Source organism: Streptomyces sp. NBC_01092, assembly GCF_045039535.1.
In the GTDB taxonomy this organism is placed as follows: domain Bacteria; phylum Actinomycetota; class Actinomycetes; order Streptomycetales; family Streptomycetaceae; genus Streptomyces.
In genome coordinates this window covers 8,100,112-8,125,844 of the sequence record NZ_CP108659.1, presented here as the reverse complement: position 1 = coordinate 8,125,844, position 25,733 = coordinate 8,100,112, and the positions used below count along the sequence as shown (strand labels likewise).

Genomic DNA, 25,733 nt, shown 5'->3' with positions numbered 1-25,733 from the left:
AAGTGTCTGGACAATATGGACACTTGACCGTACGGAGACTTTGGAGTGTCCGATATATCCCCACGCTGGTCATCGGCGGACAGCGTCATGTATAACCCCGTCGATTCATCTTGAGCAGCCGTTTCCGAAGGGGGAATTCCATGGCCGGCGACACCCAGGAATCCACAACGCCATCGCTTTTCCGGCGCGCGGACCGGTCCGGCATTGTCGTGGCGGGCGCGGTTCTGGCCGCCTGTGCGGGCCTCGTCGTGTACGGCGTCGTCGACTCCGGCGAGGGCGGTGACAAGCAGGCAGAGCACCGTGCCCCGACCGCCTCCGTGACCTACGAGGTGACTGGCGAGGGCTCCGCCGACATCACCTACCAGGCTCGCAGCGAAGCCGGATCGGCCACCGTCGTCAAAGCCGCCGCCCTGCCCTGGCACAAGACCGTCGACGTCCCCGTCGGCCGGGACCCGATCGTCAGCATCGTGCTCACCGAGAAGGGCGGGCAGGCCCGCTGCACCCTCGCGATCCGCGGCCGGCACGTCCAAAGCGCCACGGCCAGCGGCACGTTCGGCCGTGCCACCTGCACCGGCGCCCTGCCCGCCGGGCCCGCGACCGCGACCGCGAGCTGACCCCACCCGCCTTACCGCCCAGCAAGGAGTTCCCCGTGCAAGCCCTCCCCCGGCAGGTTCTGATCACCGCCGCAGCCCTCAGCGCCCTGGCGATGACCTCCGCCTGCGCCGGGCAGGACGACCAGCGGACCACGGCCGCCGACTCGGTCGAGGCGTCACGGTCACCCGAGGAGCCCGCCGCCCGCACCGCATCGCCCAGCGCCTCCGGCTCCCCGTCCGCCAGCCCCTCCGCATCGGCCTCCGACCGCGCGTCCGCCTCGCCCTCGGCGTCCGCCTCCCCATCGGCCGGCGCCACCAGCGGGACCGCCGGATCCGCGAGCGGCTCCCGTGACACGGCGGACGCACCGGCTGCCCCTGCCGCACCCGACTTCCCGGTGCCGGTCGAAACCGGCGACGCCACCCAGCTGATCACCGTGAAGGCCAGCGGCTCCTACGCCACCGTCACCGCCTGGGCCAAGGGATCCTCCGGCTGGAAGGCGCAGTTCAGCACCGGCGCCGCACGCGTCGGCTCCAACGGCGTGACCGACGGGGCCACCCGGCAACAGAGCACCTACACCACGCCCACCGGCACCTACACCATCACCGAGGGGTTCGGCCATGTGGCCGGCGGCACCGCCATGCCGTACCACGTGGTCACGGACGACGACTGGTGGGTGCAGGACCCCGAGTCGAAGTTCTACAACTCGATGCACGGCGAAGCGGGCGCGGACTTCCCGCTCACCGAGTCCGGCGACCGCGGCAGCGAACACCTCGTCAACTACCCCACCCAGTACGCCAAGGCGCTCGTCATCAACTTCAACCGCTGGCCCGCCACCCCGGGCCGCGGCGCCGGCATCTTCCTCCACGTCAATGGCAACGGCGCCACCGCCGGCTGCGTTTCCGTACCCCGCGCCACCATGGACCGCATCATGAGCTGGATGACGCCCGCCGCCCACCCCCGGATCGCCATCGGCTGACCACGAACACCACCGCCGAGCCGCCGAAGAGCACGGCCGTGATCAGCAGCCAGCGGGCCAGGAAGCCGTCGGGGTTCAGACCGGTGCCGCCGGCGTAGCGGTCCGCCACGCGGCCCGTGATCAGGGGGAACCAGACCAGCAGGAGCAGCAATGAGAGCGCGGCGGGGACGCGGACGTACGGCATCCAGCTGCGGCGGTCGGCGGCCTCGAAGCCTCGTAGGAGTGCCTGGTCCGCCGCCCCGTACAGCGGCACCAGGACGAGGTCGTGCACGATCGCCGCGCCCACGAACCACAGCGCGACCTCGAACCAGTCCCCCTCCAGCAGCCGCACCCCCGCGTATCCGGCGAGCGCGAACGAGCAAGCCAGGAGGAGGATTTGGAGGGGGCTGCCGACCGGAATGAGCTTGGGGCGTCGCATCACAGGTCTCCGAACGTCATCCGCGCCACCCACTTGGTGTTCAGCACACCGGGCGCGGCGGGCACGATGATCCGCGCCGGGTAGCCGTGGTCGGGGGTCAGGTCCTCGCCGTTGACGGACAGGGCCAGCAGGGAACGGGAGTCGGCGACCTGGTTGGCGCGCATGGCGGCCCGGCGGAAGGCGCCGCGTTGCTGGAGCGACTCGACCAGTACGTCCGGCGGATCACCGTCGTAGCCGACGAGCGCCGCCAGGTCCCGCAGCCGTACCCCACGCCACCACTGGTCCGACGTCGACCAGCCCTCCACGCACGCGATCGGCAGCGCCGCGCTGTGCAGGGGCATGGCGAGCAGTTCGGCGCGGCTGAGGCGGACCGTCCGCCCGTCCCGGCCGACGACCACCAGCCGCCACGCCTCCTCGCTCGTGTCGGCGTCGCGGATGCCGGCGTACGCGGCCGTCTTGTTGATCTGGAAGCCGTTCGGGCCGTCGCCCGGTTCGGTGCCGCGCGGGGCGAGGAGGGCGGTGCGGCGCAGGGCGCCGTCGAAGTTCTGTCCGACGGTCGTCAGGAAGAGAAGCAGTGAGCCGCCGCCCACGAACCACAGGGCGCCGCGTCGGGAGACCGTCGGCTCGGCGGGACTCGGCGGGACCAGGTCGTTCTTCTCCTCGCGCAGTTGGCGCAGATTGCGCCAGGCCATGGGCGTCTTCAGCACGACGTGCGCGACGAACCCGGCGAAGAAGACCCACGCCCCGTAGAAGTGCAGCGTGTAGAAGGAGCCGGGGAAGAGGTAGTCGAGCTGGATGTTGAGCACGCCCGTCACGAACTCGAACAGCGCGCCCCCGACCAGGAGCAGCAGCGAGATCCGCTCCAGCGCGTGCGCGAGGGACCGCGCCGGCGGCAGGGTGAAGAGCTTCGGCACGACCGACCACAGCTTGGCCAGCAGCACGGGGATCAGCGTGATGCCGAGGGTGACGTGGATGCCCTGGTTGAGCCGGTACAGCCAGTGCGGGTCGGTCGGCCAGGAGAAGAGGTAGAAGCCGAAGATGCCCTTGTCCGGGGTCTGGTCGTTCACCGGCGACAGGTTCGGGTTGTAGGCGGCGTAGGACACCAGCCCGGTGACGAACAGCACCGTGATCCCGCCGAGCAGGACGACCCCGAGGACCGAGGTGAGCCACGGGCCGCGCAGGGGGCTGCGCCAGAAGGCGGGCGAGAAGGGAGACCGAGCCATGTGACGACCGTAGGCCGGGGCGGGGCCCGGAAAGCCGCAGCGAACCATGACGAATCTCTGACGTCCACGCCTGTCACGCGTCCGGCGCACCCGGGGCGTCCTAGCGTCTGAGACGTGACCAGCGATCTTCTGCCCGAGGCTCCCGCCGACCCGCGCCCCGCCGCCCGCCGGGACCTCCGCCGCGATCTGTACGCCGCCGCGGCGGCCGCCCTGCTCTTCATGACCGCCGCCGTGGTCGGCACCGTGATCGAGCATCGGGACGGCACCCTCTTCGTCAACTGGCCGCCGTTGCTGGGGGATTGGGGACCGCATGTCGGACCGGGAACCCCGGCCGCCATCGCCGTTGCGGTCGCCGTCGTGGCGTACGGGCCGACGCTGGCCGCCCGGCTGCCCTGGCGGCGGCTGCTGCTCGCCGTCTGGGGTGCGGGCACGGCCTGGACCTTCTCGCTCGCGCTCATCGACGGCTGGCAGCGCGGCATCGCCCGCAGGCTGACGACACGGTACGAGTATCTGCAGGTCATCGACGACTTCCGGGACATCCCCGCGACGCTGCGGACCTTCACCGAGCACATCGTGGTGGGCGCATCGCCGGAGCACTGGCCCCCGCACATCGCCGGGCATCCCCCGGCGGCCACGCTCACCTTCGTCTACCTCGACCGCATCGGGCTGGGTGGCGGCGCGTGGGCCGGCGTCTGGTGCATCACCGTCGGGGCGACCGCGGCGCTGGGCATCCTGGTCACCATCCGCAGCCTCGCCGACGAGAAGCTCGCCCGCCGCGCCGCGCCGTTCCTGGTGCTGGCTCCGGCCGCGGTGTGGATGGGGACCTCCGCGGACGGCTACTTCGCGGCGGTCGCGGCCTGGGCGGTGGCGCTGCTCGCGCTCGCGGTGACGGGTCACCGGCCGCGCTGGACCGGCCTCGCCTCCGGCCTGCTGTTCGGCCTCACCGTCTATCTGTCGTACGGCCTCACGCTCTTCGTCGTGATCGCCGCGGCCGTCCTGCTGCTGGGCTCCGAGCGCATCCGGCCCCTCCCCTTCGCGCTGGCGGGTTTCGTGGTCGTGCCGGTCGTGTTCACGGCAATGGGCTTCTACTGGTGGGAGGCGTACGACCTGCTGGTCACCCGCTACAACCAGGGCGCCGGCGGCACCCGGCCGCAGGCCTACTGGGTGTGGGCCAACCTCGCCTGCCAGGTGCTGGTGGTGGGGTTGGCGACGGCGGCGGGGCTGCGGCGGACCGGGGCCGTGGTGCTCCGGCGGGAACGTACGGCCGCGTTCCGCTTCGGCGTGCTGGTGCTTGCCGCGCTGGTGGCGATGCTGGTCGCCGACCTGTCCGGGATGAGCAAGGCGGAGACGGAGCGGATCTGGCTGCCGTTCGCGCTGTGGCTGCTACCCGCCTGCGCGTTCCTGCCGCGACCGCGCGCCTGGCTCGCGGCGCAGGCCGTGCTCGCGCTGCTCGTCAATCACCTGGTGCTGACGGGGTGGTGAACACAGAGACGGAAGAGATAAGGTTAGGCTTACCTAAGTCGACCCCGTGTTGGAGAGGTCCCCATGCCTGCTGCCGTCTGCTCCGAGCCTACGCCCGCCGAGCGTGCCCGCTCGGTGCTCTCGGCGGCCGGCTCGCTGACCGTCACCACGAACGGCCAACGCGTCGAACTGATCGGCCTGCACACCGTGGACGCCGCCGCACGGCTGCTTCTCCACAACCCGTCGGACGGCGACCTGGCCGCCGAGCTCGCGGTGGCGCCCCACGGTGACCTGGCCGCCCTGGTCGAGTTCACCGACGTCGCCCCCGTCGCCGTACGTGAGCGGGTGCGTGCCCGGTTGACGCTGGGCGGCCGGCTGACCGCGCTCGGCCCGAAGACCCTGGTGTTCCATCCGGCCCGCGCCGTACTCACGGACGACGACGGGACGGCCGTCATCGGCCTCGACGAGCTGACCCTCGCCTCGCCGGACCCTCTGGCCACCCACGAGGCGGAGATGCTGGCCCGGCTGGACGCGGCCCACGCCGACACCGTCGCCCCGCTCGCCCGGCTGCTCCCGGCCCGCCGGCAGCTCGGCGCGAGCGACGTACGGCCGCTGCGGCTCGACCGGCACGGCCTGGTGCTGCGGTCGCAGACTCCGGACTCCCACCACGACACCCGTCTGCCCTTCGCCACCGCGGCCACCCACCCGGGCGACGCGGTGCGTCAGATCCACGTCCTGCTCGCCCGGGCCACCGCCCGTCCGCGCCGCCGCCACCTGCCGACCAGGTCGTAGGCGCGGCCCACAGCCGCCGACCTCCGGGCCACTCGCCGAGGCCTTCCCGTCTCCTCAGCGAAGGCGCCCGGAGGTCGGCTCAGTCACGGACCCCTGCCGCCAGGCGCTCGGTCGTCCGCATGAGAGAGACACTGAACGGGTGCTGAGGCGCCGTCAGGATCCGCTGCGCCGACCCCTGTTCGACGATCTCGCCCGCGTCCAGTACGGCGATGCGGTGCGCCAGGCGTGCGGTGTCCAGGTCGTGGGTGACGAGGACGAGCGACAGGCCGTCCTCGTCACGTGCCAGTCCCGCAAGGACGTCGAGAATGCCGCGCCGGGTGACCGTGTCCAGGCCGGAGGTGACCTCGTCGCAGATCAGCACGCGAGGGCGGGCGAGCAGGGCGCGGGCCAGGGCGGCGCGCTGGAGTTCGCCGCCGGAGAGCTCGCCGGGGCGGCGCCGGGCCGGCTCCTGCGGCAGGCCAAGGCGCTTGAGAGTGGCTGTCGCCTCGTCCATTGCCGCCCGTTCACCTGCGCCGTGCAGCCGTATCGCCGTGCGGGCCACCTGGTCCAGCACCGGACGGTGCTCGTCGAACGCGGCACGGGCGTCCTGGAAGACGTACTGCACGGCGGCGAGTTGGGCACGGCTGCGATGGCGCAGGCTGCGCGGGAGCGGTGTGCCGTCGAGCAGGATCTCGCCGTCGTGGTCGCGGTGCAGGCCCGCGAGGCAGCGGGCGAGCGTGGTCTTGCCGCTGCCGGAGCGGCCGACGACGGCAAGACATTCACCGGGGTGCAGGACGAGGCGCGGGGCGCGCAGCACGACGGTCCGGCGATCGTGCACGGCGGTCAAGTCCCTGACAGTCAGCACCGGTTGACTCCGGGCGGCGCCCGAACCGTCCGGCGGGGCCGTGCGCTGTTCGTCGAGCAGTCGGCGGGTCCACTCGTGCCGGGGCTCCGCCCACAGCCGCGCCGCCGGCCCCGACTCGACGACCCGGCCCGCACGCAGGACGAGGACCTCGTCGGCGAGGGCGCGCACCACGTCGAGGTCGTGGCTGAGCAGCACGACCGCGATGCCGCGTGCCGCGACCGCCGCCAGTTGCCCGACGATACGGGCCTTGGTCAGCGCGTCCTGCCCGGTGGTGGGTTCGTCGGCGACGATGACGCGGGCGCCGAGCAGCAGGGCCTGGGCGAGGACGACGCGTTGCTGCTGGCCGCCGGAGAGCTGGTGCGGATGCCGACGCAACAGCGCCTCGACGTCCGCGAGTTGGGCGTCGCCCAGGGCGCGCAGGACCAGCGCGCGGGCTGCCGTACGGCGCTGCGCGCGCGGCAGGTGACGGACCTGGGGGCGGGCGATGTCGTCGAGGAGGGCGCCGACCCGACGGGCCGGGTTGAGGACGGTGGCGGGGTGCTGGGGGACGTAGCCCACGGGGCCGTTGTCGGCTCGCCGCACCTCGCCCGTGACGCGGGCGCCCGGCGGGTACTCGCCCAGCAGGGCGAGCCCGGTGGTGGACTTCCCGCTGCCGGAGGCACCGACCAGGGCGGTGACCTTCCCGGGCGGCACCCGCACGTTCACTCCGTCGACGATCGCCCGGCCGTCGATCTCGACGCGCAGGCCGCGGATCTCGGCAACGGGGCGAGGGCTCACGGGCGCCGCTCCTTCAACGAGACCAGGGCTCACGGGCGCCGCTCCTTCAACGAGACCAGGGCTCACGGGCCCCTCTCCTTCAACGGGGCCAGGGCTCACAGGCGTCGCTCCTCCTTCTCCAGCGCGGCGTCGAAGAGCAGGTTCGTGCCCATCGTCAGCGCCACGATCAGCAGTGCGGGCACCACCACGGCCCAGGGCTGCACCAGCAGGCCGGTGCGATTGCGGTCGACCATCACCGCCCAGTCGGCGGCGTCCGGCGCGACGCCGACGCCGAGGAACGCGGCCGTCGACACCAGATACAGCACGCCGGTCAGCCGGATCCCGGCGTCGGCGGCGAGGGTGCGCAGCGCCGACCGGCCGACGTAGCCGACGGCGATCCGCCACCGGGTCTCGCCCTGCATGCGCAGCGCCTCGACGGCCGGGCGTGCGGCCGCCTCCCCCGCCGCGGCCCGCACGATCCGGGCGGCGTCGGGCACGTTGACCAACGCCACGAGCAGCGCGAGCCCCACCGCGCCCGGCGACAGCACGGCGGCCACCAGCAGGATCAGCAGCAGCGACGGCACGGCGAGCAGCACGTCCAGCGGCCGCATCAGCAGGTCCTCCAGCCATCGCAGCCGGGTGAGCGCGCTCGCGAGCGCGACCGGGACGGCGACCAGATAGGCGAGCGTGGTCGCGGCCAGGGCGGTGACCACGACCGTACGGCCGCCCAGCAGCACCTGTCGCCGGACGTCACGGCCCACGAAGTCGGTGCCGAACCAGTGGCCGTCGCCGAGGGTGAAGGAGGTGGCGCGGGGGCCGGGGGCGCCGGCGAAGAGCGGTCCGAGGAGGGCAAGGACGAGAGGGACGGCGACGACGGCGAGGCCGAGCGCGAAGCGGCGATGCCTGGTCATGCGGCCACCCCCGCGCGGGGCGTGAGCCGGTGGGCCACCAGGTCGGCGCCGAGGTTGAGCACGACCGTCAGCACGCCGAACACCACGGCCAGCCCCTGCACCACCGGCACGTCGCGTTCGGCCACGGCGTTGAGGAGCACCGTCCCGAGGCCCGGGATCACGAAGAGGGCCTCTACGACGATCACGCCGCACAGCAACCAGTCGACGGTGCGGGCGAGTTGCTGCACGGCCGGGGCGAGCGCGTTCGGCAGGGCGTGGGCGTAGCGGACGCGGGCACCGGGGACGCCGTAGCGGCGGGCGTGGGCGGTGTAGGGGGAGGCGAGGGCGTCGACCATGCCGGCCCGCACCAGGCGGGACAGGGAGCACACCGGGCGGGACAGCAGGACCAGTACGGGCAGGACCAGCACCGCCGGTTGGGCGAGCAGGTCGGTGCCGTGGCCGACGGCTGTCGGCGGCAGCCAGGCCAGTTTCAGGGCGAGGACGGTCACCAGCAGTACCCCGAGGGCGAATTCGGGGACGGCGTAGACGGCCAGCGTCACCGAGCTGACCAGCCGGTCGACGAGCCGTCCCTCGTGGCGGGCGGCGAGTACACCGAGGCCGAAGCCGAGCGGGACGAGGAGGGCGAGGGTGAGGGTGGCGAGGATCAGGGTCGGTCCGAAGCCGTCGGCGATGTACTGGGTGACCGGGCGGCCGGAGGTCAGGGAGGTGCCGAAATCGCCGTGCAGCAGTCCCGTCGTCCAGTCGGCCAGCCGCTCGTACGCGGGCCGGTCCAGGTCCATCGCCTCGCGGATGGCGGCGATGCGGGCGGGGTCCGGCTGGTCGCCGGCCAGGGCGACCGCCGCGTCGCCCGGCAGCGCCTCGGTGAGCGCGAAGACCAGCAGCACAACGGCGACGGTCTGTGCGGCGCCGAGGAGCAGCCGCCGGGCGACGAAGGAGCGCGATCCGCCCAACCTCACGCGAGCCACACCTTGTCGAAGCGTGCCCAGTCCAGGGTGTTGGCGGGCGCCTTGGTCTCCACTCCCCTCACCGTGCGGGCCGTTCCGATGATCCAGTCGGCGAAGCCCCAGATGAGGAAGCCGCCCTCGGCGTACAGCCGGCGCTGCATGCGCTCGTACACGGCCGCCCGCTCCGTCTTGTCGCGGGTGGACTGGGCCTGCTGGTAGAGGGCGTCGAAGTCCTTGTGCCGCCACTTGGTGGCGTTGGTGGTGGAGTCGGTGAGCAGCCGCTGGGAGAGGTGGGCCTCGATGGGCATGGCGCCGGAGCGGTAGCAGCACAGGGTGCCGCCGTCGAGGATGTCGCTCCAGTAGGAGTCCTTGCTGCCCATCTTCACGTCGATGGTCACGCCCGCCTTCGCGGCCTGGTCGCGGAAGATGCCGGCGGCCTCGGTGAACCCGGCGGCGACGGCCGAGGTGTCCAGGGTTACCTTGAGCTTCTCGGCGCCGGCCTGCTTGAGCAGGGCGCGGGCCTTGTCGAGGTCCTGGGTGCGTTGCGGCAGGCCGGCGGCGTAGTACTCGTAGCCCTTGCCGAACAGGTCGTTGCCGACCTCGCCCGCGCCGGACAGCGCTCCGTCGACGAGTTCCTGCCGGTCGGCGATCAGGAAGAACGCCTCGCGGACCCGCCTGTCGTCGAAGGGGGCCCGGTCGGTCTTCATGCAGAACGCCTGCATGGCGCTGCCCTGCAGCCGCACGATCTCGATCTGGCCCCCGTCCTCGTGGGCGCGGGCGGTGGTCGGGTTCAGCTCGTGCGCGTACTCGACCTGGCCGCCGAGGAGGGCGTTGACGCGGGCGGACTCCTCGTTGGCGACGACGAACTCGACCTCGTCGAGGAGCGGGGCGCCGTCCCAGTGGTCGTCGAAGCGGCGGAAGACGGCCGAGCGGCCGGGCGCGAAGGACACGAACCGGAAGGGGCCGGAGCCGATCGGCCTGTCGTCGAACTCGGTGGCGTTCTCCGGGACGATGTACGCGCCGAACGCGGCCAGGACGTTGGGGAATTCGGCGGTGGGCCGCTTGAGCACGAACTCGATGCCGCGCTCGCCCGTCGCACGGCTGGCGTCGAGGTCGATGGGCTCCAGGGACGCCTTCGCACGGAACGCCTGCTTGGGGTCGGCGATCCGGCGGTAGCTGTAGAGGACGTCCTTGGCGGTGACCGGCTTCCCGTCGTGGAAGGTGGCCTGACGCAGCGTCACCTTCCAGCGGTCCATGGTCTTGTTGGACTCCCACTTCTCGGCCAGGCGGGGAGCGGCGGAGAGGTCGGCGTCGTAGTCGGCGAGCTTGTCGAAGAGCGCCTTGGCTCGGGCGACGTCGGCGAAGAGGTTGGCCAGGTGCGGATCGAGGGTCTCGCTCGCGCCACCACCGGCAAAGGCCGCGCGCAACCGGCCGCCGCGCTTGGGGGTGCCGGATCCACCGGCCGCCTTGTCGTCCGTGCCGCCTCCGCAGCCGACCAGGGCGAGAGCGGCGGCGCCTGTGGTGGCGGCGAGGAAGCCGCGTCGGTGCAGGCCGGGGAAACGTTCGTCGTTCATGAGTGGTCCTTCTTGTCTTTCGGGTCAGAGGGTGTTCAGCGGGTGTGCAGGCGCGCGACGACGTGCAGCCGGTCCGCGTCGGCGGTGGTGCCGGGCAACTCGCCCTGCCGCCAAGGGGGTTCGGTGCGCGGGCCGGGGCCGTCGTGGAGTTCGAGCACCTCGAAGCCGTGCGCGGCGAGGAAGTGCCGCAGCTCCTGCGGGAACAGCAACCGCCAGGCGGAGCGCTGTTCGACGGGCGGTGAGCCGTCGTCGGTCGTCCAGACGCGGATACGGCGCAGCAGTTGGGCGGTGCGGTCGACGGTCAGGGTGGTGGTGGACCGGTAGGCGGTGCCCCGCCACGTGATGGCGTTGGCCGACGGGACGTCGAGGAGGTCCGTACGGCCCAGGAAGTACGCGCCGTTGCGCATCTCCGCGACCAGCAGCCCGCCCGGCGCGAGGGCGCGGCGGCAGGAGGTGAGGAAGCCGTCGAGCTGGTCGTTGGTGTGGCAGTACAGCAGGGAGCTGTCCAGGCAGACGACGGCGTCGAAGGCGTCCCGGCCCAGCTCGAAGCCGTGCAGGTCGGCCCGGACGTACGCCGGTCCCGGGTGATGGACGCGGGCGTGGGCCAGCATCGCCTCGGAGAGATCGGCGCCGGTCACCGTACGGCCGACGGAGTGCAGGTGGGCGGCATCCCGCCCGGTGCCGCAGCCCATGTCGAGGACGCGCGGGCCGGCGCCGTGGCGGCTCAGGCAGTCCTCGACCCAGCGTCCGGCGAGCCGGTCGGGGTCGGGGAAGCGGGCCTCGTAGAGGGCGGGATGGTCGGTGAGGAGGTTGCCGCCGGTCATGCGTGGGCCCTCTCGCGCACCGGTTCCGCGAGCGCCGGCAGTGATCCGCGGCGACGCAGCCACGCGACCCCGCCCGCCGAGGCCAGCCCGAACAGCGCACAGCACACCCACGGCAGCCATGCGTGCCCGCCGCGCTCCCCGGCGTCCATGGCCCAGCCGACGACGGTGTTGCCGACGGCCGCGGCGACCCCGGAGACGACGTAGAAGATCCCGAAGTACGTGCCGGTCAGCTCGGGACGGCCGAAGCGGGGGATCAGCTCCATCACGAACGGCGACGCGATCATGATGCCGAGGTAGAGCAGCAGCGCACTGGCGAGGACCGGCACCGCCCCCGCGCTGAAGGCGGGCGGCACAAAGGCGAGGCCCATCACCGCCAGCCCCACGGCGATCCAACGCGCCCTGCTGCCACGGGACTTGAGACGCCGGGTGATCCTCAGCTGAAGCGCCAGGTTGGCGACCGTACCGACGAGGAAGACGATGCCCGCCGCTCCGTCCCAGCCGGTGGCCTCACGGGCCCCGTCGGGCAGCAGCAGATAGAGCTGGTTCTCCAGGGTGAACATGCCGACCATGGCGAACGCGAAGGCGAGGAAGGCGCGGTTGCCGAGCACCTCGCGCCAGTCCCCGAGGACGCCGCTGCCGGTCGGCTCGACCTTGCGCGCGGGCAGGACGAGGGCCTGTGCCACGGTGAGCACGGCGAAGATCCCGGCGGCGGTGAGCGCGGACGTGCGGAAGTCGACGAGGAGCAAGGCGCTGCCCAGCAGCGGCCCGATCAGCGCTCCGGTCGTGGCGAAGACGTTGAACAGCGCGAACGCCTCAGCCTTCCGCTCCCCCGCCTCCTGCGTGAGATAGGTCCGCACGGCCGGGTTGAACAGTGCCCCCGCGAGCCCGCTGAGCACGGACGCGGCCAGCAGCACCGCCAGCCCGTCCCCGAGCGCGAACAGCGCGAACCCCACGGTCCGCAGCGCGCACCCGGCGATGATGACGCCCCGCGCCCCGAGCCGGTCCGCCGCCGAACCGCCGATGATGAACAGGCCCTGCTGGCTGAGGTTGCGCACGCCGAGGACGATCCCGACGACCGCCGCCGACATGCCCAGGTTCTCGCCGAGGTGGGTGGCCAGGTAGGGGATGAGGAGATAGAAGCCGGTGTTGACGCCGAGCTGGTTGACGAGCAGCAGCTGGACGGCGAGCGGGAAGCCGCGCATCTCACGCCACGTCCGCATGCGCCGTCACCTCCTCGACTCCCAGCCCCGGAAGGGAACTCGGGCGTACGAAGCCGTCGGCGCCGCCGATCCCCCGCCACGGGTCGCGGGCGAGCAGCAGATGCCCGTCCAGGTCGGCCCAGCGGGCGCGGTCGGCCAGATGGACGGCGGGCGCGATGCCGAGGCTGCTGGCGGTGAGACAGCCGAGCATCAGCTCCGTCCCGCTGCCCTCGATCAGCTCCGCAATCCGCAGGGCCGCCCGGACTCCCCCGCACTTGGCGAGCTTGACGTTGACTCCGTGGACGCGCCCGGCCAGCCGCCGTACGTCCTCGACGCTCACCGCGTCCTCATCGGCGATGACAGGCAAGGGTGACTTCTCGGCGAGGGCGGCCAGCGCGTCCGGGTCACCCGGTGGCAGCGGCTGCTCGATGGCCTCGACCCCTAGCGCGGCGAACCTGGGCAGCAGACGCTCGGCCTGCGGCGCGCTCCAGGCCCCGTTCGGGTCCAGCAGCAGCCGCACATGCGGGGCGGCGTCACGGATGACCCGCACGCGCTCCACGTCGTCCTCGGCGTCGGACGCGCCCGCCTTCACCTTGACGATCTCGAATCCGGCCGCGGCGAGGCGCCGGGCCTCGGCGGCCGCGTGCGGGATCGAGGTGATGCCGATGGTGCGGGCGGTGGCGACACCGAACGACGTGGCGGTCCCGAGCAGTCGATGGACGGGCACACCGTCCCGCTTGCCGATCAGGTCCAGCAGCGCGGACTCGACGGCGGCGACGACGGCGGGCGGCACGGCACGGGAGGGCAGGGCCTCCAGGGCGCTCTCGGGGTCGGTGAACCGTTCGAGATCGACCGCCGAGATCAGCCGGACGAGCGTGTCGGTGTCCAACCCGTAGTACACGCTGCTGACGGCCTCGCCGTATCCGGTGACCCCGTCGTGCTCGACGCCGAGCCACACGGCGTCGCGGGCGGTCATGGTGGAGCGGGATATGCGCAGTGGCTCGGCGAGTTCGAGTCGTACGGTGCGCAGGCGGGCCTTCATCGTGTCCTTCCGAAGGAGAGGGGATCGGCGACCCGCGTGCACCGCGCCCACCCGCTCGCCTCGGCGGCGTACGGGTGCGGTATCTCCACGGGGCGGGTGGCGGCGCCGGCCGGGTCCAGGCCGTGGGCGGCGAGGAAGTCGTCGTCGTAGACGGTGCCGAGGTAGCGGTGCGGCCCGTCCGGGAAGACGGTGGCGACGACCGCCCCGGGGTGCACGCGGGCCGCCCAGGCGGCGACCCGCGCCACGGCGCCCGTGCTCCAGCCGCCGCTGACGAAGCAGCCCCGGGCGAGCCTGCGGCAGCTGTCCACGGCCTCGGCGGGGCCGATCCAGTGGACCTCGTCGAAGGCGTCGTAGGCGACGTTGCGCGGGTGGATGCTGCTGCCGAGGCCGCGCATCAGGCGGGGTCGGGCGGGCTGGCCGAAGATCGTCGAGCCGGTCGCGTCGACGCCGATGAGCCGCAGCGCGGGCCAGTGCCGGCGCAGCGGGGCGATGACGCCGGCGCTGTGGCCGCCCGTGCCGACGCTGCACACCAGGATGTCCAGGTGGTCGAGCTGGGCGGAGAGCTCTGCGGCCAGGGAGGCGTATCCGGCCGTGTTGTCGGGGTTGTTGTACTGGTCGGGCCAGTAGGCGCCGGGGAGTTCGGCGAGCAGTTCGCGCAGCCGGACGATCCGGGCCGCCTGCCAGCCGCCCTGCGGCGCGGGGCGGTCGACCAGCTCCAGGCGGACGCCGTGTGCGCGCAGCAACTGCCGCATGGACGGCTCCAGTTCGCTGTCGCCGACCAGGACGACGGGGTGGCCGAGCGCCTGCCCGGCGAAGGCGAGTCCGATGCCGAGCGTGCCGGAGGTGGACTCCACCACCGGGGCGCCGGGACGCAGTTCCCCCCGCTCCCGTGCGCCGAGCAGCATCGACACCGCCGCCCGTGCCTTCATGCCGCCCGCCGCGAGCCCTTCGAGCTTGGCCCAGAAGCCGGGGTGGGCGAGGGGCAGATCGCCGCTCACGCGGACGACAGGGGTTCGGCCGAGCAGGGCGAGCAGCTCCGGGTGCGCGGTGGGGCGTACGGCGGTCGCGGTCATCGCGCACCCCCGGAACAGCGGTAGCGGTGGACGACGCCGGGTCCGCCGTCGAGCCAGAAGAACGGGTACGGCTCCGCGCACACCGCGCTCACCCCGTGCCCCAGGAAGCGGGGCAGGACCGCGCTGCCGGTCTGCGCGAACAGCACCAGCTGCTTGCCGTGCCGCAGGGCGTGTTCACGCAGCGGTTCGAAGGTGCCGTTGCCGAGGGTCATCCCGGAGACCAGCAGCGCGTCGCAGCGCCCGGCGGCGGCGAGCGCGTCGGTGACGACCGGCTCGCCCCACTCCGTGACCCCGCCCTTGAGGTCGCAGGGCACATAGCCGAGGCCACGCGAACGCAGAGCCTCCAGCAGGGAGTTGACCACACCGACCACCAGCACCGTGCTCACCGTGCCCCCGTCCGGCAGGTCCAGCAGCTCCACGACGGCTCTCGCCCGCGCCCGGGACTTCTCCAGCGACGACCCGGCGGGCAGGGCGACGGGCCGCGCCCCGTGCTGCGGGGTGTGCGGGGTGACGTGCATCAGGTAGGTGTCGAGGGCGGCCACCCGCACCGCGGGCAGCTCATGGTCGAGGAGCCGTGCCAGGTCGGCGCCGACGCAGTCGTCGAGGGCGCCGTCGGGCAGTTCGCCGGGCTCGACCGCGCACGACCCGACGGCCTCGTCGAGGCGCAGGCTGAGCACCTCGTTGCGGTAGCCGGTGCCGCGCCCGTCGTGCCGGACGGCCTGCCGGGTGGTGAAGGCGACGGCGATGCGCAGCGTGCGCGGATCGGGGCCGAGGGCGCCCGCGCGGACGTGGGCGACCAGATCGTCGTACGACCGACAGGGCGTGGTCGGCCGGGTGGTGACGGCGGTCATCGGATCACCAGTCCCGCGCGCAGGCCGGTCAGCAGGTGCTCGACCCGGTCGCGGGCGCCGGGGCCGTCGGGGTCGCCCGCCATGACGTGACCGAGGTACTCGTTGTTGCTGCCGGCCGCCTTCACGGCCTTGCCGGGCTCGGCCAGCACCACCTCCAACACGCCTGGTTCGGCGGCCAGTTGACGGCCGTCGAGCGCTTCGAGGGTGCCGGAGCGGTCCGGGACGAGGAAGCCGATGGCGGCGCTGCGCAGCCCGGTGTCGGTGCGCGTGAGGTCGGGCCTGCGGCCGAGGGCGACGTCCACGAAGGCGGCGGCGAGGTCGATGCCGGTGACATGGCGGACGAGTTCGGTGATGCGGTTGCCGGCGGGCCGGGGGTTGACCTCGACGACGCGCGGCCCGGCGGAGGTCAGCTTGATCTCGGTGTGCGCGACGACGGCGTCCGTCAGCCCGAGCGCCTTGAGCGCGCCCAGCGTGGTCTGCTCGGCGGCCTCGATGTCGGCGAGCGACAGGGCGGCGGGGAACATGTGGCCGGTCTCGATGAAGGCGGGCGCCCCGCCGACGCTCTTGTCGGTGACGCCGACCATGTGCACCGCGCCCGCGTAGGACACGGTCTCGACGCTGACCTCGGGGCCGTCGAGGAGCTCTTCGAGGAGGACGCCCGGGGTGCGGCGCTGACCTCGGGCGTTGACCGGGAAGTCCGCCAACGTCCGGAAGAGTTCCACCAGTTCGGCCTCGTGCTCAATGCGCCGCACATACATGCCCGCGCACAGGTCGACGGGCTTGGCGACGAGCGGGTAGCCGATCTCCTGCGCGGCCCGCGCGAGGTCGGCCCACTCCTCGTGCACGGCGAAGCGCGGTCCGGGAAGGCCCGCGTCGGCGAGGACGCGGCGGGTGGCGTCCTTGCGGCAGGCGCTGTGCACGGCCTCCGCGCCGGGGCCGGGGAGGCCGAGGTGCGCGGCGATGCGGGCGACCGTCGGCAGGTAGTAGTCGCAGGAGGTGATCACCCCGTCGAAGCCGAGCACCGAGTGCAGCCGCTCCACCTCGGGCAGCAGGGCGTCGGTGTCGTTGGTGTCGGCGGTGAGCACATTGCGGGCGCCGAGCAGCGGATGCGCCGCCCCTTCGGGCGCCGAGCGCAGGTAGTGATGCAGGTCACGGGTGAGGAAGGTGAACTCGTGCCCGCCCTCGCGGATGGCGCGTGGCAGCAGCCTGCTCATTGATCCGACCCAGCTTTCGACCATCAGCAGATGAGCCACAACTCCCCTTTTCGTGCCGTGAGTTCCGATGTCAGGGCAGCCCGGGGCGCCCCTCGGCGGGAGGGGGCCGGACTTGACGCGCACACGTTATCGATAATCATTTTCATTTGCCACCCCGTTCTTACCTTGCCCCGAGACTCGGAGGGACCTTGTCCGCCCTGCCCCGCCCCACCGCCCTGCTGTGCGCCCTCGCCGCCGCGGCCGCCCTGCTCCCCACGGCCACCCCCGCCCGCGCGGCGGCCTCCCTCACCTTCGGCGCCTGCCCGGACTCCGTACCGAGGCCGCCCGCGCCGGACCGCGTGGAGTGCGGGCGGCTCACCGTGCCGCTCGACCGGCGCCACCCGTCCGGCCCGCGCATCGAGATCGCCGTCTCCCGCGTCCCCGCCTCCGGCACCCCCGCCGAGCGGCGCGGCATCCTGCTGGTGAACCCGGGCGGACCGGGCGGCTCCGGACTCCCCTACGCGGTGACCAAGCGCGCCAAGCTGCCCGCGAGCGTGCGGCGTTCGTACGACGTCATCGGCTTCGACCCGCGCGGCGTCGGCGACAGCGAGCCCGTCGACTGCGGTGCCATGGGCGGTCTGTTCGCCGCTCCGGGCACGGACCCGGTGCCGATGGGCCCGCGGGCCGAGCGGACGTACCTGACCTCACAGCGGCACATGGCCGACGACTGCGCGACGGGCGCGGGCACACGGCTGCTGCCGTACCTGTCCACCGAGCAGACCGCGTACGACATGGACGCGATCCGCGCCGCCCTGGGCGAACCGCGCACGAACTTCCTCGGTGTCTCGTACGGCAGTTACCTGGGCGCGGCCTACGCGGCACGCTTCGCGGACCGGGTGGGCCGCATGGTGCTGGACAGCGTGGTCGGGCCCTGGGACTGGTACGACTTCGACGTGATCCAGAGCCGGGCGCTGCTGCGGGCCCGCGACACGTTCCTCGGCTGGACGGCCGCGCACCCGGACCGCTTCGGCCTGGGCGGCGACGCGGCGGCCGTACGGCGGTCGTATCTGCGCGTGCGCCAAGGACTTGCCGCCCGCCCGGTGGACGGCTTCGGCCCTGCGGAGTTCGACCGCGCCGTCTACCGCGCCCTCGGCCGCACCGAGCGCTGGTCGGGCCTGGCCGACGGGCTGCGCGCCTACCTCACGGACGGCGCCGTGGACGGTCTGCGCCCGGCATCCGCCTTCGACAGCCCGGAGTCCCGCAACTACGAGGCAGCCAACCGGATCGTGAAGTGCGCGGACGGTCCGGGGCCGGCGCCGCGCGAGATCGTGGCGGACATCCGGCGCATACGGCGCCTCGACCCGCAGCCGGTGCTGACCGGCCTGGAGGCCACGACCTGCGCCTACTGGCAGCACCGCCCCGACCGCCGTACACCCCTGGGCGGTCCGGCCACACCGCCCGTCCTGCTGGTGGCCTCCGCACACGACCCGGTGACACCGATCCGGGGCGCGCGCGAGCTTCGGGAACTGCTGCCGGGCTCCCGCCTGATCACCCTGGAGAACGACTACTCCCACGGCGTGTTCGCCAGTCGCGGGAACGGGTGCGTGGACGGGGCGGTGGCCGCGTATCTGGTCGACGGGAGGGTGCCGGAGGCGGACGTGCGCTGCTCGGGACCGGGGCTGCCCCCGGTGCCGGCTAGCTGACGGGGCTCGGGGTGCGCGGGCTCGGTGTCAGGTCGACGGTGCGGTCCCGGCTGTCCTCGTCGCCCACCTGGTAGATGCCCGGTGCGATGCTCACCGAGTTGCGCAGGACCTCGGGTCCCAGGCCGGGCTGGGACTGGGGCCAGCGGGTTTCGGTCGACCACTTCACCCCTCTGAGCCGGTCGACGTTCAAGGTGCCCACGACCGTCCCCAGATCGGCGCCCGTGAGATCACAGCCGTGCAGATCGGCGAAGTCCAGCACCGCCCGCCACAACTGCGCCCCCGTCAGGTCGGCGTCCCGAAGGACCGCTCCGCGCAGACTGGCCTCGGACAGATCCGCCGCACGCAGGGAGGCCGCGGCCAGGTGCGCGGCGTTCAGCTCCGCACCCGCGAGCACGGCGTCGTCGAGTACCGCCCCGGCGAGATCGCTCCGGTGCAGCCGGGCTCCGGACAGATCGGCGCCGCCGAGGCCCGCTCCGGCCAGCTTCGCAAGGTCGAGCCGGGCTCCGGTGAGGTCCGAGAAGCTGAGGTCGGCACCAGTCAGGTCGGCCCCGGTGAGGTCGGCGCCGTGCAGCGCGACCTGGTACAGGTTGGCGCCCGCGAGGTCGGCGTCGCGCAGGACGACGGGCTCCCCGTCCGCCTCACGGGCGCGCAGCGCTTCGGCGAGCCGGCCCACCTCGGAGCCCGGCATCGCCTCGTCCCCGCGGCGGGCGATGGCGTCGGCGGCGGCGGCGCGGGCGCGCTCCGGGCTGTCCGGGGACGCCAGGTAGAGGAGTTCGCGCAGGATCTGTTCCGTGGTCCTCTTCGTCATCGTGGCTCCATTGCGGGCCGTCGGGACTCGGGCGCGCTCCGGGGCGGTGCGATCGCGCACATCGGGCACCGGGTGGGGTCCGGCGAACGCAGCAGTGACACGGCGAAGGTCTGCGCCTGCTGCTCGGCGATGCGCAAAGCGTCACCCGGCTTGAGGCCTTCCAGGTCCCTGCCCTGGAGCAGCCTGTTGACGATCAGCTGCCAGTGGTCCTCGGCCGCGTCCCAGTCGCTGTCATGCCACCGCGCGGTGAACTGCTCGGCGAACTCGGCGGAGGTTCCACCGCAGGCGTGGAGCTCGAACAGGGAACGCAAGGTCATCCCCCGTCGGAGTTCGCCGGGGACGTGGAATGCCGCCTGAGCTCGTCGAGGATCTCCGCGAGCTCGCGGGTGCGGTGCGCCTGGATCTGGTCCGTCACCGCGTATCCGACCGCACCGCCGACCAGCGCGGGCACGGCGGCCCACCCCGCGATCGACAGGGGCCAGGCCGACCACTGGGGGCTGACGTCTCCCGGCGAGTCGATACCGATGAGCACGTTGTACGCGTCGGTCCAGCCGATCAGTGCGCCGTTCAGCGCGAAGAGCACGAGGAATACGACCAGCAGGGGGGCCGCACGCAGCAGGAGCCAGCGGTGCAACCGGGACAGGGCGTCCCGGGACCTCCACCAGCGCGAGACCCGACGGCGCAGGCCGGGGGACGGCGGAGGCGGGATACCGGGCGTGCCTGAGGTCACGGTCCGACGGTAGCCGATGCGTTGCGCCAAGTCGCCTTCCCCGTCCTTGCGTTGGGCAGCGCGCGTTCATGTGAGCGGCTGGACAGGCGGCCCCCGCTCCCGGAACATGAGCGGTGCCCCTGGTCACCCGCACGGAGAGACGATGCGGCCCGATTCCAAACGTCAGCTCGCCTCCGCGGTCCGTCGCATCGTCCGCTCCGAGAGCCCGGCGGACATCGCCGAGGGACTCTGTCAGGTGGCGGTCCCCGACCTGTCCGACGCGGCCGTGGTCTACCTGCGCGCCGGCACGGAGCGTACGGGTGGATCCTCGACGGCCCTTCTTCAACTGCGGCTGGGCGCAAGCGGATCCCTTTCCTCGCGGGGGCCTCTGCTCCCGGTGAGGTCGCCCCGCCCCGACCCGTCACTGGCGGCGAGAGCGCGTGCTCTGGCGCCCTCGATGACCCGCTCCATGCAGCGCGTCGCCGAAGCGGTGACGAACGACCCGGCGGGCTGCTCCGACCTGACGGTCACGGCACTCGCCGAACGCGTCGGCACCAGCGAGGCCACCGTCGTCCGCACCGCCCGGCTCCTCGGCTACTCCGGCTATCGCGACCTGCGCCTCGCCCTCGCCGAGTCCGTCGACGCGTCGCGGCTTGCGGAAGCGGGACGTGGGCTGGGCCGCGCAATGGGCGGAACCGCGCCGACGTCCAGGTTCGTGCCGCCGACCAGTGTCCTGGCCAAGCTTCTGCACGCGGGTGACGTCCTGAGCAGAGAGGCGGGTGACCTGGATACCGCCCTCGTCGAACTCCTGGGTCCGAATCCCCGGTTACCGAAGGGCAATCGTGTCCTTCTCGCCCCGCTTCTCGCCTCGGCGGAGGTGGTCGGGGCAGCGCTGTTCCTCCGGCGCCCGAGTCGTGCGGGGTTCGAACCGTACGACCTCCAAGTGGTCGACGAGCTCGCGGTCCACGCCGCGTACGGTGTGGCGGCACCACCGGCTCCGAACCCGCCGCAACCGACACCGCCCCCGCCGGGCCCCCTGCCGCAGGCGTCCGCCGGACGGCCTGCCGGTGAAGGAGTGCCACCCGGCAGGCCGGCGTCCGTGGGGCAGGACGGTGACCGGCTGCGCTTCGTGGGCGCCGCCACCCGGCGCATCGCCCGCGGCATCGACCTGGACGAGATCGTGACGGGGCTGTGCCGGGCGAGCGTGCCGACCTTCTCCGACGCGATCCTCGTCCATCTGCGCGATCCCCTGCCGATCGGCGACGAGCGGCCCACCAGCCCCGTGGTGCTGCGGCTGCGGCGCACCGCCGGCATCCCGGAGGAGTGGAACACCGAGGGCGGCTTCCGGCCCGGGGCCCAGGAGCCGGAGCCGACCGAGCTCTCCGAACTGTCCGCCCTCACCTCCGAACGGTGCGAGGTGCGGCCCGGCGGCCCGCTGGCCGAGGTGCTGCGCGGGGTACGCCCCGTCTTCGCCGACGCTCCCGCCGCCCGCGCCGCCCTGCCGGAACTCCTCGGCGACGACAGCGAGTCGATCATCCCCGACGGGCAGCGCGCGATCCTCGCCCCGCTGCGCGGCCGCCGCCGTGTCATCGGCACCGCGGTCTTCCTGCGTCACCCGGAACGCCCCGCCTTCGAGCCGGACGACCTCCTCGCCGCCGCCCAACTCGCCACGCACAGCGCGCTCGGCATCGACAAGGCGGTCCTGTACGGGCGCGAAGCCTTCATCGCCGACGAACTGCAACGCACCATGCTGCCGGAGACCCTGCCGCGCCCGCCCGGTGTGCTCCTCGCCTCCCGCTATCTCCCTGCCGCGGAGACGGCCCGCGTGGGCGGCGACTGGTACGACGCGATCCCGCTGCCCGGCAGCCGCGTGGCCCTGGTGGTCGGAGACGTCATGGGCCACTCCATGACGTCGGCGGCGATCATGGGTCAACTGCGCACGACGGCCCAGACCCTCGCCGGCCTCGACCTGCCCCCGCAGGAGGTCCTGCATCTGCTCGACGAGCAGGCCCAGCGCCTGGGCACCGACCGCATGGCGACCTGCCTGTACGCGGTCTACGACCCGGTGTCGCACCGCATCACCATCGCCAACGCCGGCCATCCGCCACCCGTCCTGCTGCACCCGAGCGGCCGGGCCGAGGTACTGCGTCTGCCCCCGGGCGCCCCCATCGGCGTCGGCAATGTCGACTTCGAAGCCGTGGAACTGGAGGCACCGCCCGGAGCCACCCTCCTCCTCTACACCGACGGCCTGGTCGAGTCCCGCCTGCGCGACGTCTGGTCCGGCATCGAGCAGCTGCGCGAGAAGCTCGCCGCGACCGCCCGGCTGACCGGGCCGGATCGTCCGCCGCCGCTGGAAACCCTGTGCGACGACGCTCTGGAGATGCTCGGTCCCGGCGACCGCGACGACGACGTCGCGCTGCTCGCCGCCCGCTTCGAGGGGATCGCGCCGAGCGACGTGGCGTCCTGGTTCCTGGAGCCGGAGGACGCGGCGCCCCGGCAGGCGCGGCGGTTTGCCCGGCAGGCGCTGGTCCGTTGGGGGCTGGAGCAACTCACCGACTCCGTCGAGCTGTTGGTCAGCGAGGTCGTGACGAACGCCGTGCGGTATGCCTCCCGGCCGGTGACGCTGCGGCTGCTGCGCACCGATGTGCTGCGCTGCGAGGTCGGTGACGACGCACCGCAGTTGCCGCGGCTGCGGCAGGCTCGCGCCACGGACGAGGGTGGGCGGGGGCTGTACCTCGTCAACCGGCTTGCCCGTCGTTGGGGGGCGACTCGGCTGAGCACCGGGAAGGTCGTCTGGTTCGAGACGGACATGCCCTGAAGTGGTGCTGGGCATCCCGTTTCACGGCAGCGGCTGCTCCGTCCAGATGATCTTGCCTTCGGGGGTGTAGCGCGTGCCCCAGCGCTCGGTGAGCTGGGCGACGAGGAACAGGCCGCGGCCGCCCTCGTCGGTGCTCTGGGCGCGGCGCAGCCGGGGTGAGGTGCCGCTGCCGTCGGAGACCTCGCAGACCAGGGCGCGGTCGCGGAGCAGACGGAGCTGGACCGGGCCGGTGGCGTGGCGGATGGCGTTGGTGACCAGTTCGCTGGCGATCAGTTCGGTGGTGAAGGCCAGGTCGTCCAGGCCCCATGCGGCGAGCTGGGCGGTGACCGCCGCGCGGGAGCGCGAGACGACCGCCGGGTCGGTGGGCAGGTCCCACTGGGCCACGCGGTCGGCGCCCAGGGTGTGCGTGCGGGCGACGAGCAGCGCCACGTCGTCGCCGGGGCGGGCCGGGAGCAGGGCGTCGAGGACGGCCTCGCAGGTCTCCTCGGGCGGGCGGCCGGCGCCGGCCAGGACGGCACGGAGCTTGTCGAGGCCGGCGTCGATGTCGCGGTGCCGGTCCTCGACCAGACCGTCGGTGTAGAGCACCAGTTGGCTGCCCTCGGCGAGCTCCAGCTCGACCGTCTCGAAGGGCTCGCCGCCCAGCCCGAGGGGCGGGCAGGCGGGCAGGTCGACGAACTCGACGCTGCCGTCGGGGGCGACGACCGCGGGCAGGGGGTGCCCGGCGCGGGTGAGGGTGCAGCGCCGGGACACCGGATCGTAGACGGCGTACAGACAGGTGGCTCCGACGATGCCGGAGTCGGGACTGTTCTCCGCCGCCCAGCCCTCGCCCCTGTCGAGCCGGCCGACCAGGTCGTCGAGGTGGGTGAGGAGGTCGTCGGGCGACAGGTCCAGGGAGCAGAAGTTGTGTACGGCGGTGCGCAGGCGGCCCATCGTGGCGGCGGCGTGCAGGCCGTGCCCGACGACGTCGCCGACGACGAGCGCGACCCGGGCGCCGGACAGCGGGATGACGTCGAACCAGTCGCCGCCGACGCCGGCCTGCGCGGGCAGATAGCGGTAGGCGACCTCGACGGCGCTCTGCTCGGAGCGTCCCCTCGGCAGCAGACTGCGCTGGAGGGCGAGCGCGGTGTTGTGCTCGCGGGTGTAACGGCGGGCGTTGTCGATGCAGATCGCCGCCCTGCCGACCAGCTCCTGCGCGAGGGACAGGTCGTCGTCCTCGAAGGAGGCCGGCTGGAGGGACCGGTAGAAGCTGACCACGCCGAGTGTCGTCCCGCGGGCCCGCAGCGGCACGGTGATCAGAGAGTGGATGCCCGCCTCCAGCACCGGCGTCAGCCGCTCCGGGTCCTGCGCGATCCACCCGTCCGCCTCGGTGAGGACCGGTTCCATGACGGACTGCCTGGTCTCCAGGGAGCGGGCCTGGGGCGTGGACGGGACGTACTCGACGGTGTCCCCCACGTCGTACAGATGGTACGGCTGCCTGCGTACGGCTCGGATGGCCACCCGGCGCAGCGTGGATCGGCCGCCGAGCGCCTCCGGTTCCTCGCCGCGCAGTACCGCGTCGGGCAGGTCGACGGCGACGAAGTCGGCGAACCGGGCGACGGTCACCTCGGCGAGTTCCTCCGCGGTGCGGGTGACGTCGAGGGTGGTGCCGATGCGCACGCTCGCGTCGTGCAGCAACTCCAGCCGCCGACGCGCCAGGACGGCGAGCCGCCCCACGCCGGGCTCTCCTACGAGGAGCAGCCAGCCGTCGGCACTGGCGGCCTCGCCGTCCGGGGTGGAGGGGGTGGCTGAGGGCGTGGGACGGGTACGGGTACGGGCCGGTCTGGGCGGGGCCGCCCCTGCCGACCCCTCCACCACCGGTCCGACGGACCTCTGCGCCGCCGATGCCCCCGATCCGACCGGCCGCTGCACCCCCGACGCCACCCCGCTCCCGGTGCCCGGCGGAGCCACGCCGACATGGCGCAGGCGTGGGCCCCCGACCACACGGGCCTCCACGGCGACGCCGGTCTCCCCCGCCGCACCCCTGACCTGCCGGCGCAGCAGGGTCGCGGTCCGGCCGCTGGGCAGGGTGACCTCGTCGAGGGTGCGATTCGGGGAGGCGATGAGCTCCTCGGCCTTCGCGCGCAGTACGGCCATGTCGATCCGGCCGAGCGCCCCGCCGTCGGGGCCGGGCCGCAGTTCGTCGGGCTGCTTCGGCCAGCCCCGGGCGTGGCCGTCGGCCCGCCGGTACGCGGTGAGGAGCGCACGCTCACGCAGGGTGGCCTGCTCCAGCAGCCGGCCCTCGATGCTCAGGGCGGCCTCGCGGACCATCCGCACCATGGCCGGGTCGCCCTGGTCGCGCAGACACGTGATGTCGAGGACGGCCTCGATCCGTCCGCTGAGCGGGTCCCGGACGGGCGCCCCCGCGCAGGCGAAGGGCTGGAGGCAGTCGGCGAAGTGCTCCCGGCCGGTGATGTAGACGGGGCCGCGCTCGACGAGCGCGGTGCCGACGCCGTTGGTGCCCACGAGCGCCTCCGAGGCGTCGAACCCGGGGGCGAACCGCACCGTGTCGAGGCTCTCGCGCAGCTGCCGACTGCCGCCGAGCCGCTCGACCATGCGGCCCTGTCCGTCGCACAGCGCGATCGTCATGCTCACATCGGCGAGGGAGGTGGTCAGGTCGCGCAGCACCGGGCCGGCCGCGTGCAGGAACCGGTCGTCGAGGGTGACGTCCTCGGTGTAGCGGACCAGCAGCCGGTTCGGCTCCAGCCCGACGGAGAGGCACCGCTTCCAGGAGTCGAGCACCGAGTCCCGCACGTCCGACTCGACCAGTGAGCCGGCGAGGAATCGTTCGTGGGCATCGACGAGACCGCCGATGTCGTCCCAGGCGACGGACAACGGGACCACTTCCTCACCCGAAGCCGGCCCGGCCGCGCACCGCTGCTCGACCCGCGGCCCGGGGGCTTCGCCAAGCCATATCACCCTAGTCCTTCCGTGACGCGCATCACAATCAGAGGAGAGGCACGGGCAGCCCCTCGGCCCGGGGG

The 25,733-nt window shown here is 73.2% G+C and carries 22 protein-coding genes and 1 pseudogene; 7 read left to right on the top strand and 16 right to left on the bottom strand.

Going from position 1 to position 25,733, the window contains the following annotated elements; all coding sequences use genetic code 11:
- The first annotated feature begins 140 nt into the window (after positions 1-140).
- Complete coding sequence (locus OG254_RS36840; protein WP_405590647.1) at positions 141-614, top strand: hypothetical protein; 474 nt, start codon at positions 141-143, stop codon at positions 612-614.
- Between the two features lie 35 nt (positions 615-649).
- Entirely contained in the window at positions 650-1,570 is a 921-nt protein-coding gene (locus tag OG254_RS36835) for a L,D-transpeptidase family protein (protein WP_405590645.1), read from the top strand.
- On the opposite strand, the gene OG254_RS36830 is transcribed toward OG254_RS36835, so the two are convergent.
- Both OG254_RS36830 and OG254_RS36825 read right to left on the bottom strand, forming a co-directional pair.
- A complete protein-coding gene (locus OG254_RS36830) occupies positions 1,521-1,988 on the bottom strand; it encodes a hypothetical protein (RefSeq protein WP_405590643.1) in 468 nt (155 codons plus the stop codon). The two genes, OG254_RS36835 and OG254_RS36830, sit on opposite strands and share 50 nt — an antisense overlap.
- Complete coding sequence (locus OG254_RS36825) at positions 1,988-3,211, bottom strand: molybdopterin-dependent oxidoreductase (protein WP_405590640.1); 1,224 nt, start codon at positions 3,209-3,211, stop codon at positions 1,988-1,990. Before OG254_RS36825 ends, OG254_RS36830 begins: the two co-directional genes overlap by 1 nt.
- Before the next feature lie 219 nt (positions 3,212-3,430).
- On the opposite strand from OG254_RS36825, the gene OG254_RS36820 reads away from it, so the two are divergent.
- Complete coding sequence (locus tag OG254_RS36820; protein WP_405595401.1) at positions 3,431-4,693, top strand: hypothetical protein; 1,263 nt, start codon at positions 3,431-3,433, stop codon at positions 4,691-4,693.
- A gap of 63 nt (positions 4,694-4,756) precedes the next feature.
- Positions 4,757-5,464, top strand: a complete 708-nt coding sequence (locus OG254_RS36815; protein ID WP_405590637.1) for a DUF2470 domain-containing protein — start codon at positions 4,757-4,759, stop codon at positions 5,462-5,464.
- A gap of 79 nt (positions 5,465-5,543) precedes the next feature.
- Here OG254_RS36815 and OG254_RS36810 read toward each other — a convergent pair whose 3' ends face one another.
- The 10 genes from OG254_RS36810 to OG254_RS36765 are packed head-to-tail and all read right to left on the bottom strand — an operon-like array spanning position 5,544 to position 16,735.
- Positions 5,544-7,280, bottom strand: coding sequence for an ABC transporter ATP-binding protein (locus OG254_RS36810; protein ID WP_405595399.1), 1,737 nt, complete (start codon positions 7,278-7,280; stop codon positions 5,544-5,546).
- Positions 7,181-7,975: an ABC transporter permease gene (locus OG254_RS36805; RefSeq protein ID WP_405590634.1), complete on the bottom strand. Its 795-nt coding sequence runs from the start codon at positions 7,973-7,975 to the stop codon at positions 7,181-7,183. Before OG254_RS36805 ends, OG254_RS36810 begins: the two co-directional genes overlap by 100 nt.
- The gene (locus tag OG254_RS36800; RefSeq protein WP_405595397.1) at positions 7,972-8,925 is read right to left on the bottom strand and encodes an ABC transporter permease; all 954 of its coding nucleotides are present in this window, start codon (positions 8,923-8,925) and stop codon (positions 7,972-7,974) included. Before OG254_RS36800 ends, OG254_RS36805 begins: the two co-directional genes overlap by 4 nt.
- A 2-nt stretch (positions 8,926-8,927) precedes the next feature.
- Positions 8,928-10,493: an ABC transporter substrate-binding protein gene (locus tag OG254_RS36795; RefSeq protein WP_405590631.1), complete on the bottom strand. Its 1,566-nt coding sequence runs from the start codon at positions 10,491-10,493 to the stop codon at positions 8,928-8,930.
- Positions 10,494-10,528: 35 nt separating this feature from the next.
- Entirely contained in the window at positions 10,529-11,317 is a 789-nt protein-coding gene (locus tag OG254_RS36790) for a class I SAM-dependent DNA methyltransferase (protein ID WP_405590628.1), read from the bottom strand.
- Entirely contained in the window at positions 11,314-12,537 is a 1,224-nt protein-coding gene (locus tag OG254_RS36785) for an MFS transporter (protein WP_405590625.1), read from the bottom strand. Before OG254_RS36785 ends, OG254_RS36790 begins: the two co-directional genes overlap by 4 nt.
- The gene (locus tag OG254_RS36780) at positions 12,521-13,558 is read right to left on the bottom strand and encodes a dipeptide epimerase (protein WP_405590623.1); all 1,038 of its coding nucleotides are present in this window, start codon (positions 13,556-13,558) and stop codon (positions 12,521-12,523) included. Before OG254_RS36780 ends, OG254_RS36785 begins: the two co-directional genes overlap by 17 nt.
- Positions 13,555-14,631: a PLP-dependent cysteine synthase family protein gene (locus OG254_RS36775; protein WP_405590620.1), complete on the bottom strand. Its 1,077-nt coding sequence runs from the start codon at positions 14,629-14,631 to the stop codon at positions 13,555-13,557. Before OG254_RS36775 ends, OG254_RS36780 begins: the two co-directional genes overlap by 4 nt.
- Positions 14,628-15,482 (bottom strand): hypothetical protein, encoded by an 855-nt coding sequence (locus tag OG254_RS36770; protein WP_405590617.1) that lies wholly within the window; start codon positions 15,480-15,482, stop codon positions 14,628-14,630. The genes OG254_RS36775 and OG254_RS36770 overlap by 4 nt, the downstream gene beginning before the upstream one ends.
- Positions 15,479-16,735, bottom strand: coding sequence for an ATP-grasp domain-containing protein (locus OG254_RS36765; RefSeq protein WP_405590615.1), 1,257 nt, complete (start codon positions 16,733-16,735; stop codon positions 15,479-15,481). Before OG254_RS36765 ends, OG254_RS36770 begins: the two co-directional genes overlap by 4 nt.
- Positions 16,736-16,884: 149 nt before the next feature.
- Between OG254_RS36765 and OG254_RS36760 the strand changes: the two genes are divergently transcribed.
- The gene (locus OG254_RS36760) at positions 16,885-18,378 is read left to right on the top strand and encodes an alpha/beta hydrolase (protein ID WP_405590612.1); all 1,494 of its coding nucleotides are present in this window, start codon (positions 16,885-16,887) and stop codon (positions 18,376-18,378) included.
- Here the strand turns inward: OG254_RS36760 and OG254_RS36755 are convergent.
- The 3 genes from OG254_RS36755 to OG254_RS36745 are packed head-to-tail and all read right to left on the bottom strand — an operon-like array spanning position 18,371 to position 19,916.
- On the bottom strand, positions 18,371-19,186 hold the full coding sequence (locus OG254_RS36755) for a pentapeptide repeat-containing protein (RefSeq protein WP_405590609.1): 816 nt from the start codon (positions 19,184-19,186) through the stop codon (positions 18,371-18,373). The two genes, OG254_RS36760 and OG254_RS36755, sit on opposite strands and share 8 nt — an antisense overlap.
- Positions 19,183-19,503: a DUF6313 family protein gene (locus tag OG254_RS36750; protein WP_405590607.1), complete on the bottom strand. Its 321-nt coding sequence runs from the start codon at positions 19,501-19,503 to the stop codon at positions 19,183-19,185. Before OG254_RS36750 ends, OG254_RS36755 begins: the two co-directional genes overlap by 4 nt.
- Complete coding sequence (locus OG254_RS36745) at positions 19,500-19,916, bottom strand: DUF6313 family protein (RefSeq protein WP_405590604.1); 417 nt, start codon at positions 19,914-19,916, stop codon at positions 19,500-19,502. Before OG254_RS36745 ends, OG254_RS36750 begins: the two co-directional genes overlap by 4 nt.
- A 16-nt stretch (positions 19,917-19,932) precedes the next feature.
- Here OG254_RS36745 and OG254_RS36740 point away from each other — a divergent pair.
- Together OG254_RS36740 and OG254_RS36735 are read left to right on the top strand one after the other, a co-directional pair.
- A pseudogene (locus tag OG254_RS36740) lies at positions 19,933-20,523 on the top strand (MurR/RpiR family transcriptional regulator); the annotation flags it as partial.
- A gap of 57 nt (positions 20,524-20,580) precedes the next feature.
- The gene (locus OG254_RS36735; protein ID WP_405595394.1) at positions 20,581-22,713 is read left to right on the top strand and encodes a SpoIIE family protein phosphatase; all 2,133 of its coding nucleotides are present in this window, start codon (positions 20,581-20,583) and stop codon (positions 22,711-22,713) included.
- 21 nt (positions 22,714-22,734) lie between these two features.
- Here the strand turns inward: OG254_RS36735 and OG254_RS36730 are convergent, their stop codons facing one another.
- Positions 22,735-25,593 (bottom strand): SpoIIE family protein phosphatase, encoded by a 2,859-nt coding sequence (locus tag OG254_RS36730; RefSeq protein WP_405590601.1) that lies wholly within the window; start codon positions 25,591-25,593, stop codon positions 22,735-22,737.
- Positions 25,594-25,733: the final 140 nt, after the last annotated feature.